Raw genomic sequence first — 15,158 nt, forward strand, 5'->3', positions numbered from 1 at the left:
CTTGTCCGTCCCGCCGGTTACCTTCGGTGCATGGAAGGCTTCACGGACACCCCCGGCACCACGGACACCCCCGGCTACGACGACACCGCGACGGAGCGCTGGGCCGCCGAGCCCGACAAGCGGCCCGGCCGGACCGCCTTCCAGCGCGACCGCGCGCGCGTGCTGCACTCCAGCGCCCTGCGCAGACTCGCCGGCAAGACCCAGGTCGTCACCCCAGGAACTCGCAGCCACGCCTGGGACGCCAGCCCCCGCACCCGGCTCACCCACTCCCTGGAGTGCGCCCAGGTCGGGCGGGAGCTCGGTGCCGCGCTCGGCTGCGACCCCGATCTCGTCGAGACCGCCTGCCTCGCCCACGACATGGGCCACCCGCCCTTCGGGCACAACGGCGAGGTCGCCCTCAACGACTTCGCCAAGGACTGCGGCGGCTTCGAGGGCAACGCGCAGTCCCTCCGGCTGCTCACCCGGATCGAACCCAAGCGGTTCATCTCCGACCCCGTCACCGGCGAGCCCGCCAGCGTCGGCCTCAACCTCACCCGCGCCGCCCTCGACGCCGCCACCAAGTACCCCTGGCCCCGGGGCGGCCACCCCGAGCACCCCGACTCGCCCAAGTTCGGTGTGTACGAGGACGACCTCCCCGTCTTCGCCTGGGCCCGGCAGGGCGCCCCCGCGCACCGCAAGTGCTTCGAGGCCCAGGTCATGGACTGGTCCGACGACGTGGCGTACTCCGTCCACGACTTCGAGGACGGCCTGCACGCCGGCCACATCGACCCGAACATGCTCTTCGCCGAGCCCGAGCGCGCCGACATCTGGGCCGTCGCCATCGGACGCTACGTACCGGAGGACACCGACCCGCAGGAGCTCGCCGACGCCCTCGACCGGCTCGTCGACCAGGACTGGTGGCCGCACGGCTACGACGGATCGGCCGTCGCCCAGGCCCGCCTCAAGGACGCCACCAGTCAGCTCATCGGCCGCTTCTGCCTCGCCGCCGAGGGCGCCACCCGCCAGGCGTACGGCTCCGGCCGCCTCACCCGGTACGCCGCCGAGCTCGTCGTCCCCCGCGAGACCCGCAACGAATGCGCCGTCCTCAAGGCCGTCGCCGACCGCTACGTCATGCAGCGCGCCGAACAGGAAGCGCTCCGCGCCGACCAGCGGATCGTCCTCGCCGAACTCGCCGAGGCGCTCACCGCCCGCGCCCCCGAGAGCCTCGAGCCGCAGTTCCGCGCCCTCTTCGACGCGGCGGACGACGACAGGTCGCGCAAGCGGGTGATCATCGACCAGATCGCCTCCCTCACCGACGCCTCCGCCCGCACCCTCCACGCCCGCCTCCGCCACCCCCACGCCTGAGGAACCCCGCCCCCTTCCGCCATCACGCTCCGTGCGGGACGCTCGGCTGAGGGCCCGAGGCGGTACGGCTCGCCGAACGCCCGGAGGCGTAGCGTAGAAGCGGTCGCAACGAGGAGGCATCAAGTGGTCGACGCAGATCAGACCTTCGTCATCGTCGGCGGAGGCCTGGCCGGGGCCAAGGCGGCGGAGACGCTCCGCTCCGAGGGGTTCACCGGCCGAGTGATCCTCATCGGCGACGAGCGTGACCATCCCTACGAACGCCCACCCCTCTCCAAGGGCTACCTCACCGGCAAGGAGGCCCGGGAGAGCGTCTTCGTCCACGAGCCCGCCTGGTACGCCCGCGCCGAGGTCGAGCTCCACCTCGGGCAGCCCGTCACCGCCATCGACCGCGAGGCCCGCACCGTACGCCTCGGCGACGGCACCACCATCCGCTACGACCGGCTGCTCCTCGCCACCGGCGCCGAGCCGCGCCGCCTCGACGTCCCCGGCACCGGACTCGCCGGCGTCCACCATCTGCGCCGGCTCGCTCACGCCGACCGGCTCCGCCACGTCCTGGCCGCCCTCGGCCGCGACAACGGCCACCTGGTGATCGCGGGCGGTGGCTGGATCGGCCTGGAGGTCGCCGCCGCGGCCCGCGGCTACGGCGCCGAGGTCACCGTCGTCGAGTCCGAGCCCACCCCGCTCCACCACGTCCTCGGGCCCGAGCTCGGCCAGCTCTTCGCCGATCTGCACGCCGAGCACGGCGTCCGCTTCGTCTTCGGCGCCCGGCTCACCGAGATCGTCGGCCAGGACGGCATGGTCCTCGCCGTCCGTACCGACGACGGCGAGGAGCACCCCGCCCACGCCGTCCTCGCCGCGGTCGGCGCCGCCCCGCGCACCGCCCTCGCCGAGGCCGCGGGACTCGACCTGGTCGACCGCGCGCACGGCGGCGGCATCGCCGTCGACGCGTCGCTGCGCACCTCCGACCCCGAGATCTTCGCGGCCGGCGACGTCGCCGCCGCCCAGCATCCGCTCCTGCACACCCGGCTGCGCGTCGAACACTGGGCCAACGCGCTCAACGGCGGCCCGGCCGCCGCCCGCGCCATGCTCGGCCAGGAGGTCGGCTACGACCGGATCCCGTACTTCTTCTCCGACCAGTACGACCTGGGCATGGAGTACTCGGGCTGGGCGCCGCCCGGCTCGTACGACCAGGTCGTGCTGCGCGGCGACGTCGGCAAGCGGCAGTTCATCGCCTTCTGGCTCAAGGACCGCAAGGTCCTGGCCGGGATGAACGTGAATGTGTGGGACGTCACAGAGCCGATCCAGCAGCTCGTCCGCGCCGGTGCCCCGGTGGACACCGAGGCCCTCGGGGACCCCTCCGTACCCCTGGAGAGCCTGATCTGAAACCCTCCCCGCCCACGACTGTGTCTTCCGCGGGGGACGACCCCCCGGACCCCCCGTAGAATTCCCGCGTGGCAGGCAGGATCAACGATGACGACGTGAAGGCGGTACGGGACGCGGTCCCGATCGACGCCGTCGTGTCCGAGTACCTCCAGCTCCGCAACGCCGGCGGCGGCAACCTCAAGGGTCTGTGCCCCTTCCACGACGAGAAGTCCCCCTCCTTCCAGGTCAGCCCGAGCAAGGGCCTGTTCCACTGCTTCGGCTGCCAGGAGGGCGGCGACACCATCGCCTTCGTGATGAAGATCGACCACCTCTCCTTCTCGGAGACGGTCGAGCGCCTCGCCGCCAAGGCGGGCATCACGCTGCGGTACGAGGAGGGCGGCTACAACCCCGGCCACCAGCGCGGCGAGCGCATCCGCCTCGTCGAGGCCCACAAGGTCGCCACCCAGTTCTACATCGACCAACTCGCCTCGCCCGAGGCCGAGATCGGCCGGAAGTTCCTCGCCGAGCGCGGCTTCGACCAGGCCGCGGCCGAGCACTTCGGCGTCGGCTACTCCCCGGCCGGCTGGGACCACCTCACCCGCTTCCTGCGCGGCAAGGGCTTCTCCGACAAGGAACTCATCCTCTCCGGCCTCTCCCAGGACGGCCGGCGCGGCCCCATCGACCGCTTCCGCGGCCGGCTCATGTGGCCGATCCGCGACGTCGGCGGCGACGTCGTCGGGTTCGGCGCGCGCAGACTCCGCGAGGACGACAACGGGCCCAAGTACCTGAACACGCCCGAGACGCCGATCTACAAGAAGTCCCAGGTGCTCTACGGCATCGACCTGGCCAAGAAGGACATCGCCAAGGTCAGCCGGGCCGTCGTCGTCGAGGGCTACACCGACGTCATGGCCTGCCACCTCGCCGGCGTCACCACCGCCATCGCCACCTGCGGCACCGCCTTCGGCGGCGATCACATCAAGATCCTCCGCCGGCTCCTGATGGACAACGGCTCGGCCCGCGTCATCTTCACCTTCGACGGCGACGCCGCCGGCCAGAAGGCCGCCCTGCGCGCCTTCGAGGACGACCAGAAGTTCGCCGCCGAGACCTACATCGCCATCGCCCCCGACGGCATGGACCCCTGCGACCTGCGGCTCGCCAAGGGCGACCAGGCCGTCGCGGACCTCGTCGAGCCGCGCACCCCGCTCTTCGAGTTCGCGCTGCGCCAGATCGTGAAGCGGTACGACCTGGAGACCCCGGCCGGCCGGGCCGCCGCCCTCGACGAGGCCGCGCCGATCGTCGCCCGGATCAAGAGCGTCGGCGCGCAGCACGAGGTCGCCGTCCAGCTCGCCGGCATGCTCGGCATCCTCGACACCCAGTTCGTCGTCAAGCGCGTCTCCCAGATCGCCCGCTGGCAGCGCGACCGGGGCGGCCGGGGCACCTCGGCGCCGGCGGCCTCGCAGCATGGGGGTGCCTCCCGCGGCCGAAGGGCTACGGGGGAGTACGAGACCCAGGCCCCCGCCGCGAGCGGCGGCCCGGCGCTCAACCTGCGCAGCCCCGCCCACCGCACCGAGCGCGAACTGCTCAAGCTGGCCCTCCAGCGCCCCGAACTGGTCTCCCCGGCCTTCGACGCGTACGGTGCCGACGAGTTCACCGCCCCGCCCTACGCGGCCGTCCGCCAGTGCATCCAGGACGCGGGCGGTGCCACCGGCGCACCCGCCGACTATCTGTCCGCCGTCCGTGAGGCCGCGCCCAACGACACCGTCCGCGCGCTCGTCACCGAACTCGCCGTCGAGGCGATCTTCGCCAAGACCGTCGACGAGGTCTACGCGGGCGCCCAGCTCGTCCAGGTCCGCCTGCGCGCCGTCGACCGCCGCATCCGCGACATCCAGGGTACCCTCGCCCGCCTCGGCCCCCACGCCGACCCGGAGCAGCTGGCCGCCGTACAGAACGAGCTCTGGGTCCTCACCCAGTACGGCCAGTCCCTGCGCACCAACGGGGCCGCGGCGCTCTGAGGCCGGGCCGCCTCTGACGTACGGTGACCCACCGGACTCAAAAAGTCACCGCACGCCCCTCGTGGCGGCGATGTGTCGTACCCCACACTGGGGGCGGTGCCTGAGCCCCCGGAGCACCGGCAGCGATCACCTGGAGGTCGCCCCCGTGCAGACCCAGACCCTGTCCCCGACGGACGTCGTGCCCGGGCAACGCCCGGCCGTCCCCCACCCGGAGGCGCCGGCCCCCGCAGAGCCGGCCGAGGTCTCCGATCCGCCCGAGCCCGTCGAGTTCGTGGACGACACACCCGAGCCGGAGCCGGTTCCCCGCCGGTTCGACCTCGGCGGGAACGGACCCTCGTCCGACCTGTTCCGCCAGTACCTGCGGGAGATCGGCCGCATCCCGCTCCTCACCGCCGCCGAGGAGGTCGAGCTCGCCCGCCGGGTGGAGGCCGGCCTGTTCGCCGAGGAGAAGCTGCTCAACACCCCTGACCTGGACTCCCGGTTGGCGCTCGACCTGGACCGGCTCGTCGTCCTGGGCCGGATGGCCAAGCGCCGCCTCATCGAGGCCAACCTGCGGCTCGTCGTCTCCGTCGCCAAGCGGTACGTGGGGCGCGGGCTGACCATGCTCGACCTGGTCCAGGAGGGAAACCTCGGCCTGATCCGGGCGGTGGAGAAGTTCGACTACGCGCGCGGCTACAAGTTCTCGACGTACGCGACCTGGTGGATCCGCCAGGCGATGTCCCGGGCCCTCGCCGACCAGGCCCGGACCATCCGCGTCCCCGTCCATGTCGTCGAACTGATCAACCGGGTCGTCCGCGTCCAGCGCCGGATGCTCCAGGAGCGCGGCTACGAACCCACCCCCGAAGAGGTCGCGGCCCAGCTCGACCTGACGCCCGAGCGGGTCGGCGAGGTGCTGCGCCTCGCCCAGGAACCGGTCTCCCTGCACGCCCCCGTCGGCGAGGAGGACGAGGTCGCCCTCGGCGACCTCATCGAGGACGGCGACGCCGCGAGCCCGGTGGAATCGGCGGCGTTCCTCCTGCTGCGCGAGCACCTGGAGGCCGTCCTCTCCACCCTCGGCGAGCGCGAACGCAAGGTGGTCCAGCTCCGCTACGGCCTGGACGACGGCAGACCCCGCACCCTGGAGGAGATAGGCCGCCTCTTCGGCGTGACGCGCGAACGCATCCGCCAGATCGAGTCCAAGACCCTCAACAAGCTCCGGGACCACGCCTACGCGGACCAGCTGCGCGGTTACCTGGACTAGAGGCCCAGCTCTTCTTCACCACGATGATCCGGAACCGCGGTGGCCGGCCCACGGGGGCTGACCCGTGCCGCTCATCATGCGGCACGGGTCATCGGCGAGTCGATCACTGCACGCGACCGGATCAGTCCACCTCGGCGACCGCCTGCGCGAACTGCGCCGCGTACAGCCGCGCGTACGCCCCGCCCGCCGCCAACAGCTCGTCGTGCGTGCCCTGTTCGACGATCGAGCCGTTCTCCATCACCAGGATCACGTCCGCGTCCCTGATGGTGGAGAGCCGGTGCGCGATGACGAACGACGTACGCCCGTGCGCCAGGCGCGCCATCGCCTTCTGGATGAGGACCTCGGTGCGGGTGTCGACCGAGCTGGTGGCCTCGTCGAGGACGAGGATCACCGGGTCGGACAGGAACGCCCGCGCGATGGTGATCAGCTGCTTCTCGCCGGCGCTGACGCCCGAGCCCTCGTCGTCGATGACGGTGTCGTAGCCCTCGGGCAGGGTGCGGATGAAGCGGTCGGCGTGCGCGGCCCGCGCCGCCTCCTCGATCTCCTCGCGGGACACCGCGCGGGACGCGCCGTACGCGATGTTGTCGGCGATCGTCCCGCCGAACAGCCAGGTGTCCTGCAGGACCATGCCGATCCCGGCCCGCAGGTCCTCCCGGGACATCGAGGAGATGTCCGCGCCGTCGAGGGTGATCCGGCCGCCGGTCACCTCGTAGAACCGCATCAGCAGGTTCACCAGCGTCGTCTTGCCCGCGCCGGTCGGACCGACGATCGCGACCGTCTGTCCGGGTTCGACCGTCAGCGACAGCTTCTCGATGAGCGGCTTCTCCGGCTCGTAGCGGAAGGACACCTCCTCCAGCGCGACCTTGCCCTTGACGTCGGCGGACCGCTCCCAGCCGCCGGCCGGCGGCGCCCCGGTCGCGCCGCGCTCGCCCAGGGGTGCGTCCGGTTCCTGCTCCTCGGCGTCGAGCAGCTCGAAGATCCGCTCGGCCGAGGCGACGCCCGACTGCACCAGGTTCGCCATCGACGCGACCTGCGTCAGCGGCATCGAGAACTGCCGGGAGTACTGGATGAACGCCTGCACGTCACCGATCGACAGCGTGCCGCTCGCCACCCGGAGCCCGCCGACCACGGCCACCAGGACGTAGTTGATGTTCGAGATGAAGAACATCACCGGCTGCATGACGCCGCTGTTGAACTGGGCCTTGAACCCCGCCTCGTACAGCGCGTCGTTCTGCTCGCGGAAGTCGGCCGCGGACTCGTCCTGCCGCCCGAAGACCTTCACCAGCGCATGGCCGGTGTACATCTCCTCCACATGGGCGTTGAGCTTGCCCGTGGACCTCCACTGCTGCACGAAGTGCGGCTGCGAACGCTTGCCGATCCTCGTCGCCACGACCACCGACACCGGCACGGTCACCAGCGCGACCAGCGCGAGCAGCGGTGAGATCCAGAACATCATCGCCAGCACGCCGACGATGGTGAGCAGCGAGTTGATCAGCTGCCCCATCGACTGCTGGAGCGTCTGGGAGATGTTGTCGATGTCGTTGGTCGCCCGGCTGAGGACCTCGCCGCGCTTGGCCTTGTCGAAGTACGACAGCGGCAGCCGCGCCAGCTTCGCCTGCACGTCCTCGCGCATCCGGTAGACCGTCCGGTTGATCACCTTGATCGACATACGGGTCGAGACCAGCATGAGGAGCCCGGCCGCCACGTAGATGACCAGCACCCACAGCAGCACCTCGCCCACGGCCGTGAAGTCGATGCCGCGCCCGGGGGTGAAGTCGACCCCGGACAGCATGTCGGCCATCCCGCCGTCGCCCGCCGCCCGCAGCCGCTCGATCTGCTGCGCCTTCGTCGTGCCCGCGGGCATATCCCGTCCGACGACCCCCGCGAAGACCAGGTCGGTCGCCTTGCCGAGGATCTTGGGGCCGACCACCGAGGCCGCCACGCTGAGCACACCGGCGATCAGCATCAGCCACAGCGCGCCCCGCTCGGGCGCCAGCTGCTTCACCAGCCGTTTGCCCGAGCCCTTGAAGTCCATCGACCGCTGGTCAGGGCCGCCACCGGCCATCATTCGTCCGCCAGGACCGGCCATCAGGCTGCCTCCGCCTCGGTCAGCTGGGAGAGCACGATCTCCCGGTACGTCTCATTGCCCGCCATCAGCTCGTGATGGCGTCCGGCGCCCACGACCCGGCCCTCGTCGAGGACCACGATGCGGTCGGCGTCCCGGATGGTCGACACCCGCTGGGCGACGATGACGACGGTCGAGTCCGCCGTCTCCTCCTTGAGTGCCTCTCTCAGCAACGCGTCCGTCCGGTAGTCCAGCGCCGAGAACGAGTCGTCGAAGAGATAGATCTCCGGCCGCTGCACCAGCGTCCTCGCGATGGCGAGCCGCTGCCGCTGCCCGCCGGACACGTTCGTGCCGCCCTGCGCGATCGGCGCGTTCAGCCCGTTCTCCAGCTTCCTCACGAAGTCGGCGGCCTGGGCGACCTCCAGCGCGTGCCACAGCTCCTCATCGGTCGCGTCAGGCTTCCCGTACCGCAGGTTCGTCGCCACCGTCCCGGAGAAGAGGTACGGCTTCTGCGGGACGAGCCCCACGGTCCGCGCCATCAGCCGGGGATCGAGCTTCCGTACGTCCACACCGTCGACGAGCACCTCGCCGCCGGTCACGTCGAACAGCCGCGGCACCAGACCGAGCAGGGTCGACTTGCCGCTGCCCGTCGAACCGATGATCGCCGTCGTCTCACCGGGCCGGGCCACCAGCTCCACGTCCCGCAGTACCGACTCCTCGGCACCCGGGTAACGGAAGTCCGCGCTCCGGACCTCCAGATGACCGCGCCGCTCCAGCTCGGTCACGGGCTCGGCCGGCGGCACCACGCTGCTCCCGGTGGACAGCACCTCCTCGATGCGCTCGGCGCACACCTCGGCCCGCGGCACCATCATGAACATGAAGGTGGCCATCATCACGGCCATCACGATCTGCATCAGATAGGCGAGGAACGCGGTCAGCGCCCCGATCTCCATCCCGCCGCTGTCGATGCGGTGCGCGCCGAACCAGACCACCGCGATGCTGGAGATGTTCACGACCGTCATGACGGTCGGGAACATCAGCGCCATCAGCCGGCCGGTCGCCATGGAGACGTCGGTCAGCTCGGTGTTCGCGCCCTTGAACCGCTCGCGCTCGTAGTCGTCCTTCACGAACGCGCGGATCACGCGGTTGCCGGTGATCTGCTCGCGCAGCACCCGGTTCACGGTGTCGAGCCGCTCCTGCATGGTCCGGAACAGCGGCCGCATCTTCTTCACGATCAGCGAGACCGCGATGCCGAGGACCGGCACCACGGCGAGCAGCACCGCCGACAGCGGCACGTCCTGCCCGAGCGCCATGATGATGCCGCCGACACACATGATGGGCGCGGAGACCATCAGGGTGAACGCCATCAGGACCAGCATCTGGACCTGCTGGACGTCGTTGGTGGTCCGGGTGATCAGCGACGGCGCGCCGAACTGCCCGACCTCCCGGGCGGAGAAGGACTGCACCCGCTCGAAGACGGCGGCGCGGATGTCCCGGCCGAGCGCGGACGCGGTCCGCGCCCCGTAGTACACGGCCCCGATGTTGCAGACGACCTGAAGCACGGAGACCGCGATCATCAGGGCGCCGAACCGCAGGATGTAGCCGGTGTCCCCGTCCACGACACCGTTGTCGATGATGTCCGCGTTCAGGGTCGGCAGGTAGAGGGAGGCGCAGGTCTGCAGGAGCTGGAGCAGGACCAGCAGAGCGATGGGCTTCTTGTACGGCCGAAGGTGGGTTCGGAGAAGTCGTAGGAGCACGGGTTCTACTATCGCCCGCACCCCCGGGACGTGACGACCGGGTTTTGTCGAGTCTTGAACGGACTCCGCTACCAGCCGAACGCCATCCCGCTAGGCCCCGAACGCGCCCGGGTGGATCTGCTCGCGCGTGGCCACGTACTGCTGCCGTACGGCCTGACCCACCGCCAGCTCCTCGCCCGGCTCCAGGACCTGCGCGGCGGCGCCCTGCCAGGCCGGGGGAGCGGTCGGCGAGAGCGTGCCCCGGGAGACACCGAGCGCCCACGCGGCCTGCCGGGCCGCGCCGAGCGCCGCGTAGTCCGCCGGCTGGGGGACGACGACCTGCGCGCCGAAGATCGCCGGTGCGATCGCCTGGACGGCGGGCAGCCCGGCCGCGGCGCCCAGCAGGAACACCCGGCGCACCTCGACCCCCCGCCCGCGCAGCACGTCCATCGCGTCGGTGAGCGAGCAGAGCATCCCCTCGAAGGCGGCCCGCGCGAGGTGCTCGGGCTTCATCGACTCGCGGCGCAGCCCGCTGAGGGTGCCGGCCGTGTGCGGCAGCCGCGGGGTGCGCTCGCCCTCCAGATAGGGCAGGAGGACGAGTCCGGAGGCGCCCGGCGTCGACTTCAGCGCGAGCGCGGAGAGCTCGTCCAGGCTCTCCACGCCGAGCATCTCGGCGGTGCCGCGCAGCGCCCGCACCGCGTTGGAGGTGTGGACGACGGGCAGGTGCATGCCGGTCGCGTCGGCGAAGGAGGTGATCAGACCGTGCGGGTCGGCGAGCGCCTCGTGGTGCACGGCCATCACCGAGCCGGAGGCGCCGAGGGAGACGACGGCGTCCCCGGCCGCGAGGCCGAGCCCGAACGCGGCGGCCATGGTCTCGCCCGTACCGGCGGAGATCAGCAGCCCCTCGGGGGTGGTCCCGGCGGCGTCGGACGGGCCGAGCACCTCGGGAAGCGCGGCCTGGTGACCGAGCGCCAGCTCGACGAGGTCGGGGCGGTAGGCGCCGGCGCCGGCCGACCAGTAGCCGGTGGCCGAGGCGGCGCCGCGGTCGGTGGTGCGGCGCGGGGGCCGGCCGAGCAGCTGCCAGACCAGCCAGTCGTGCGGCTGGAGGAGCATCCCGACGCGCTGGGCGTTCTCCGGCTCGGTGCGGGCCAGCCAGCGCAGCTTGGCGACCGGCTGCCCGGACTGCGGCACGCATCCGACGGCCTCGGCCCAGGCCTGCCGCCCGCCGAACGCCTCGATCAGATCGGCGGCGGCCACCTGCGCCCGCTTGTCGTTCCCGACCATCGCGGGCCGCACCAGAGCGCCCTGCGGGTCCAGCGGCACGATCGCGTGCTGCTGGGCGGAGACCCCGATGGCCTGGACGCCTTCGAGCAGCCCGCCGCCCGCGGCCTCGCCGAGCGAGAGCAGCCACGCCTGTGGATCGACGTCGGAGGCCTTCGGCTCGACGGGATGCGGGGCGTACCCCTGCCGCAGTACGGCACCCGTGTCCGCGTCGCAGACGACGATGCGTGTGAACTCAGCAGAACTGTCCAAGCCGGCGACTATCCCCATGACAGGAGATTCTGCCGCACGCGGGGGAGTAGGCGGAGCGCGTGTGGGGTAGAAAACGCTTTTTCGAGCGCGCGGTCGGCGCGCCTCAGGTGTTGCTCACGCCCCAGTCGTCCTCGGTGACCTGCCCGTTGTGATGGCGCAGCGCGTGGATCCGGTCCGTGACCGACGCGGGCAGCCTGTCGCCGACCTTGTCGCTCACGGCGTGGAGCGCCTTCCCGGCGACGTCCCGTCCGGTCTGGGCCGCGGACTCGGCGGCGTTGCGCACCGCCGGGTTCCGGCTGATGTCCTGCGCGGACTTCTTCAGCTGTTCGTAGCGCTCACGACCGGCCCGCGTCCCGATGACGTAACCGAGGGCCAGTCCCACGACGAACGTCAGCTTGTACCGCACGGCGGCACCACCCTTCCCTGGAGCTTCCCTGATGCATCACTGGTGCCCACGAACGGCCACGGCATACCGATTGGCGGAGCACCCCCCTGCTTGCGCTAATGTATGTGTCGCAGCGAACGCACGCCGCCCGGAACACCCCAGGTGAGTGCGTTCGGTGCAACCGCAGCAATCCCCTGTAGCTCAATTGGCAGAGCAGCCGGCTGTTAACCGGCAGGTTACTGGTTCGAGTCCAGTCGGGGGAGCGCGGTCTCCTGTAGCTCAATTGGCAGAGCAGCCGGCTGTTAACCGGCAGGTTACTGGTTCGAGTCCAGTCGGGAGAGCAGAGGAAAGAGGACCCTTCGGGGTCCTTTTTCTTGTCTCCGGGAACCATGCGCCACGCTGCGCGGTCCTCATGGTCGAGCAGCGCGCAGCAGTGCCGAGCATCCGGAGCAGGAGATCGTATGAGCGGCTATGCTGCGGCAGACGGCGCGCACACATGTACGCGCCACACCGTCAGGGGCGGTAGCTCAGCCGGTTAGAGCAGCGGACTCATAATCCGTCGGCCGTGGGTTCGAGTCCCACCCGCCCCACCAACCGCCCGCTGCCGCAGGAAGGTTTTTCCTGCGGTCGCGGGCTTTCTGCTGTCCATGGTGCACCCCATTGACCTGGGGTTCGTAGCGACACGCCAGCGTCACCCGGATGCTTAGCGCCCTCGCCTCGGGTGCGATGCCTGCCGGGGATGTTGGTGATGTAGCTTCGTTATGTACATCATGGACTCGCGGTGAGAGGCGGCCGGTATGTCTGTTACCCAGATCGATCTCGATGATGAGGCGCTGGCCGAGGCGATGCGGCTGATGGGTGTCTCGACGAAGAAGGAGACCGTCAACGGGGCGCTGCGGGACTACGTGGCGCGCGTCAAGCGGCTGGAGGCTGCCGAGAAGCTGGCCGCGCGGGGTGAGCGGGGCGAGTTCGAGGCCGCGGCTGCGGCGCATGCCGCTGCCAAGCGTGCCCGGCGGGCAGCCTTCGAGTGATCACGTACCTCCTCGACACGTCCACCCTGTGGCACCTCTTCCGTACGCCGGGGGCGTTGCGGCCCTGGGAAGGACACATCGCCGCCGGCGTGTTCCACATCTGCGAGCCCACGAGGGTGGAGTTCCTCCACTCGGCCACGAGCCCGGCCCACCGCGACGAGCTGGCCGAAGAGCTGGATGATCTCTGCCGGTTCTCACCGGTCCCCAAGAACGCGTGGCGCTGGGTCGACACCGCGCAGTACAAGCTCACCCAGCGCGGGCAGCACCGAGCCGCCGGAGCCATCGATCTCCTGGTGTGTGCGACGGCGGTCCATCACGGCCACACGGTGCTCCACGTGGACAACGACTTCGCCACGGTGGCGGGGGTTCTCAAGGAAGTGCAACAGCGAGACGTACGCGCCTGACTCTTCGTCGGCACCGAACGAGAACTGCTCCAGCACCGGCGTGGCAGGCCGGCTCGGAGAAGAGCAGTGACCAGCGCAGATGCCCCTCCGGAGCCGGAAACCGGGAGCCACCGACGCGGCTCCCCTGCCTTTTCAGTTCCGTCCAGGTGACGGCGGGCGGGGGGCCGTGACCCCGGGCCCCGGCGGGGCGTTCCACCGGGTGTCGCCTTCCTGCCACCCCTTGGACAGCGCCTTGCGTATCCGTCCCGTCCTCGCCGCCGTGGCGGCCTCCGCGCTGCTCGCGGTCCTTGCCAGGGCGGCGACCCCGGGCGCCGTTCCCGAAACGGGAGACGTTCTGTGACACGCGGTGTGCTGGTGGGGCGGCCGCTGGTGACGGGCCAGGTCGCGGGCGCGTACGACGCGGTGGTGATCGGGTCCGGGGCCGGTGGGCTGACGACGGCGGTCTGCCTGGCCCGGCAGGGACGGCGGGTGGCGGTGTTCGAGCAGCATTACACCGCAGGCGGCTACACCCACGCCTACCGGCGGCGCGGCTGGGAGTGGGACGTCGGCATCCACTACGTCGGCCAGCTGGCGCAGCGCGAGCCGGTCCGGGTGCTGTCGGACTACCTGACCGGCGGCGCTCTGCAATGGGCCTCGCTCGGGGACCCGTACGACGAGTACCGGCTGGCGGGCGAGGTACACCGGGCGCCTGTCGGCTTCACCGCCTACCGGGCCGGTCTGATCGCGCGTTTCCCCACCGAACGGGCAGGGATCGAGGCACTGTTCCGGCTGGTCGAGCGGTGCCGGGCGACGCTGCCCGTGCTCGCGCTGGGACGCCTGTCGGGCCCGGTGGTACGGCGACTGGCCCGCCTGCTGCGGGCGGCGGCCGTCCCGGCCGAGGCGCTGCGGCCGGCCCGGGACGTCGTGGCGGGGCTGGTCCGCGACGAGCGGCTGCGGCAGGCGGTGCTCACCCCGAGCGCGCTGCTGCTGGCCGACTCCACCGCCCGGCTGCCGTTCTTCCTCCTCGCGGTGCTGTTCGAGCACTTCCGCACCGGTGCCTGGTATCCGGTGGGCGGCAGCGCCGCCATCGCCCGCGCGATGCTCGCCCCGATCCGTACCGCCGGCGGAGAGGTCTTCGTACGGGCGCCGGTCGCCCGGATCGAGCTGGACGGGGCGCGGGCGACGGGTGTGACGCTGGCGGACGGCACCCGTGTGCGCGCCCCGGTAGTGGTCAGCGCGGCGGGCGCCCACCACACCTACCGCACTCTGCTGCCCCGCCCACCTGCCGGCGGCGCAGACCGCCTGGAGGGCATGCGGCGCGGATTCCCGTTCGTGATCCTCTTCGTCGGCCTCGACGGCGACCCGGAGGAACTGGGACTGCCCCGGCACAACCTGATGGTCACCGACGGCGACTGCGACGCCTTCTTCGACGGCACCGGCGGACGCACCAGCGGCCACTTCCTCTCCTTCTCCTGTGCCAAGGACCCGACCTGGACCGCACGGCACCCCGGCCGGTCGACCGGCGAGATCCTCACCTACGTCCACCCGGACCTGTTCGAGCCCTTCCATGGCTCACCCCGGCGCCACCGGGACCCGGCCTACCTCGCTCTGAAAGCCGAACTCACCGCGCAGCTCCTCGACCAGCTCCACCGCCACCTGCCCCGTACCAAAGGTCGAGTGGCCTATCACGAACTCGGCACCCCTCTGACAGCCGAGCACTTCACCGGCTGGCCCGGCGGCAGCCTCTACGGGCTCGCCAAAGACACCGCCGCCTTCGGCGACGGCCGCCACCCCGGCCTCGCGGACTGGCTACGCCCGCGCACCGAGGTCAAGGGTCTCTACCTGTCAGGCCAGGACTGCCTGGCGGGCGGCTTCCTCGGTGCGGTCACCGGCGGCCTCCTCGCCGCCCACGAAGCCCTCGACCCGGTCAGCCGCACCCGCCTGTGGACAGGACTCCTCAAACACGGCATCCGGCCACCCGTGCCCCAGTGACAGCCGAACGCGACCCGGCGGCCGCCGCCCCGGCAAGGCAGAGGGGCCGTCGGGGTGACCGGCCCGACCCGCAGG

At 71.3% G+C, this 15,158-nt stretch carries 11 protein-coding genes and 3 tRNA genes; 10 read left to right on the top strand and 4 right to left on the bottom strand.

Translation table 11 applies throughout. From position 1 onward, the window contains the following. The first annotated feature begins 30 nt into the window (after positions 1-30). From ACFYV5_RS33410 to ACFYV5_RS33425, 4 genes are all read left to right on the top strand, one after another. Positions 31-1,344 (top strand): deoxyguanosinetriphosphate triphosphohydrolase, encoded by a 1,314-nt coding sequence (locus ACFYV5_RS33410; protein WP_389174954.1) that lies wholly within the window; start codon positions 31-33, stop codon positions 1,342-1,344. A 123-nt stretch (positions 1,345-1,467) separates the two neighbouring features. Further along, a complete protein-coding gene (locus ACFYV5_RS33415; RefSeq protein ID WP_389174957.1) occupies positions 1,468-2,727 on the top strand; it encodes an NAD(P)/FAD-dependent oxidoreductase in 1,260 nt (419 codons plus the stop codon). Between the two features lie 68 nt (positions 2,728-2,795). Then, positions 2,796-4,718 carry a DNA primase gene (gene dnaG / locus ACFYV5_RS33420; protein WP_355108425.1) on the top strand — a complete coding sequence of 641 codons (1,923 nt, stop codon included), beginning with the start codon at positions 2,796-2,798 and terminating at the stop codon, positions 4,716-4,718. A 70-nt stretch (positions 4,719-4,788) separates the two neighbouring features. Next, complete coding sequence (locus ACFYV5_RS33425; RefSeq protein ID WP_389174961.1) at positions 4,789-5,958, top strand: RNA polymerase sigma factor; 1,170 nt, start codon at positions 4,789-4,791, stop codon at positions 5,956-5,958. 121 nt (positions 5,959-6,079) lie between these two features. Here ACFYV5_RS33425 and ACFYV5_RS33430 read toward each other — a convergent pair whose 3' ends face one another. The 4 genes from ACFYV5_RS33430 to ACFYV5_RS33445 all read right to left on the bottom strand — a co-directional run bounded on the left by ACFYV5_RS33430 (position 6,080) and on the right by ACFYV5_RS33445 (position 11,698). Further along, complete coding sequence (locus ACFYV5_RS33430; protein WP_355108431.1) at positions 6,080-8,047, bottom strand: ABC transporter ATP-binding protein; 1,968 nt, start codon at positions 8,045-8,047, stop codon at positions 6,080-6,082. After that, positions 8,047-9,780: an ABC transporter ATP-binding protein gene (locus tag ACFYV5_RS33435; protein WP_389174965.1), complete on the bottom strand. Its 1,734-nt coding sequence runs from the start codon at positions 9,778-9,780 to the stop codon at positions 8,047-8,049. The genes ACFYV5_RS33430 and ACFYV5_RS33435 overlap by 1 nt, the downstream gene beginning before the upstream one ends. A gap of 90 nt (positions 9,781-9,870) precedes the next feature. After that, positions 9,871-11,310: an FGGY family carbohydrate kinase gene (locus tag ACFYV5_RS33440; protein WP_389174968.1), complete on the bottom strand. Its 1,440-nt coding sequence runs from the start codon at positions 11,308-11,310 to the stop codon at positions 9,871-9,873. A gap of 85 nt (positions 11,311-11,395) precedes the next feature. Continuing rightward, the gene (locus tag ACFYV5_RS33445; protein WP_355108437.1) at positions 11,396-11,698 is read right to left on the bottom strand and encodes a YtxH domain-containing protein; all 303 of its coding nucleotides are present in this window, start codon (positions 11,696-11,698) and stop codon (positions 11,396-11,398) included. A gap of 169 nt (positions 11,699-11,867) precedes the next feature. On the opposite strand from ACFYV5_RS33445, the gene ACFYV5_RS33450 reads away from it, so the two are divergent. The 6 genes from ACFYV5_RS33450 to ACFYV5_RS33475 all read left to right on the top strand — a co-directional run bounded on the left by ACFYV5_RS33450 (position 11,868) and on the right by ACFYV5_RS33475 (position 15,083). Next, a tRNA-Asn gene (locus ACFYV5_RS33450) sits at positions 11,868-11,940 on the top strand. 5 nt (positions 11,941-11,945) lie between these two features. After that, positions 11,946-12,018, top strand: a tRNA-Asn gene (locus ACFYV5_RS33455). 175 nt (positions 12,019-12,193) lie between these two features. Further along, positions 12,194-12,270: transfer RNA gene (locus ACFYV5_RS33460), tRNA-Ile, on the top strand. Between the two features lie 204 nt (positions 12,271-12,474). After that, entirely contained in the window at positions 12,475-12,708 is a 234-nt protein-coding gene (locus tag ACFYV5_RS33465; protein ID WP_355108439.1) for a type II toxin-antitoxin system VapB family antitoxin, read from the top strand. Then, positions 12,705-13,112 carry a PIN domain nuclease gene (locus ACFYV5_RS33470; RefSeq protein WP_389174971.1) on the top strand — a complete coding sequence of 136 codons (408 nt, stop codon included), beginning with the start codon at positions 12,705-12,707 and terminating at the stop codon, positions 13,110-13,112. The genes ACFYV5_RS33465 and ACFYV5_RS33470 overlap by 4 nt, the downstream gene beginning before the upstream one ends. A 336-nt stretch (positions 13,113-13,448) precedes the next feature. Then, the gene (locus tag ACFYV5_RS33475; protein WP_389174974.1) at positions 13,449-15,083 is read left to right on the top strand and encodes a phytoene desaturase family protein; all 1,635 of its coding nucleotides are present in this window, start codon (positions 13,449-13,451) and stop codon (positions 15,081-15,083) included. Positions 15,084-15,158: the final 75 nt, after the last annotated feature.

This window comes from Streptomyces sp. NPDC003035 (assembly GCF_042888285.1).
In the GTDB taxonomy this organism is placed as follows: domain Bacteria; phylum Actinomycetota; class Actinomycetes; order Streptomycetales; family Streptomycetaceae; genus Streptomyces.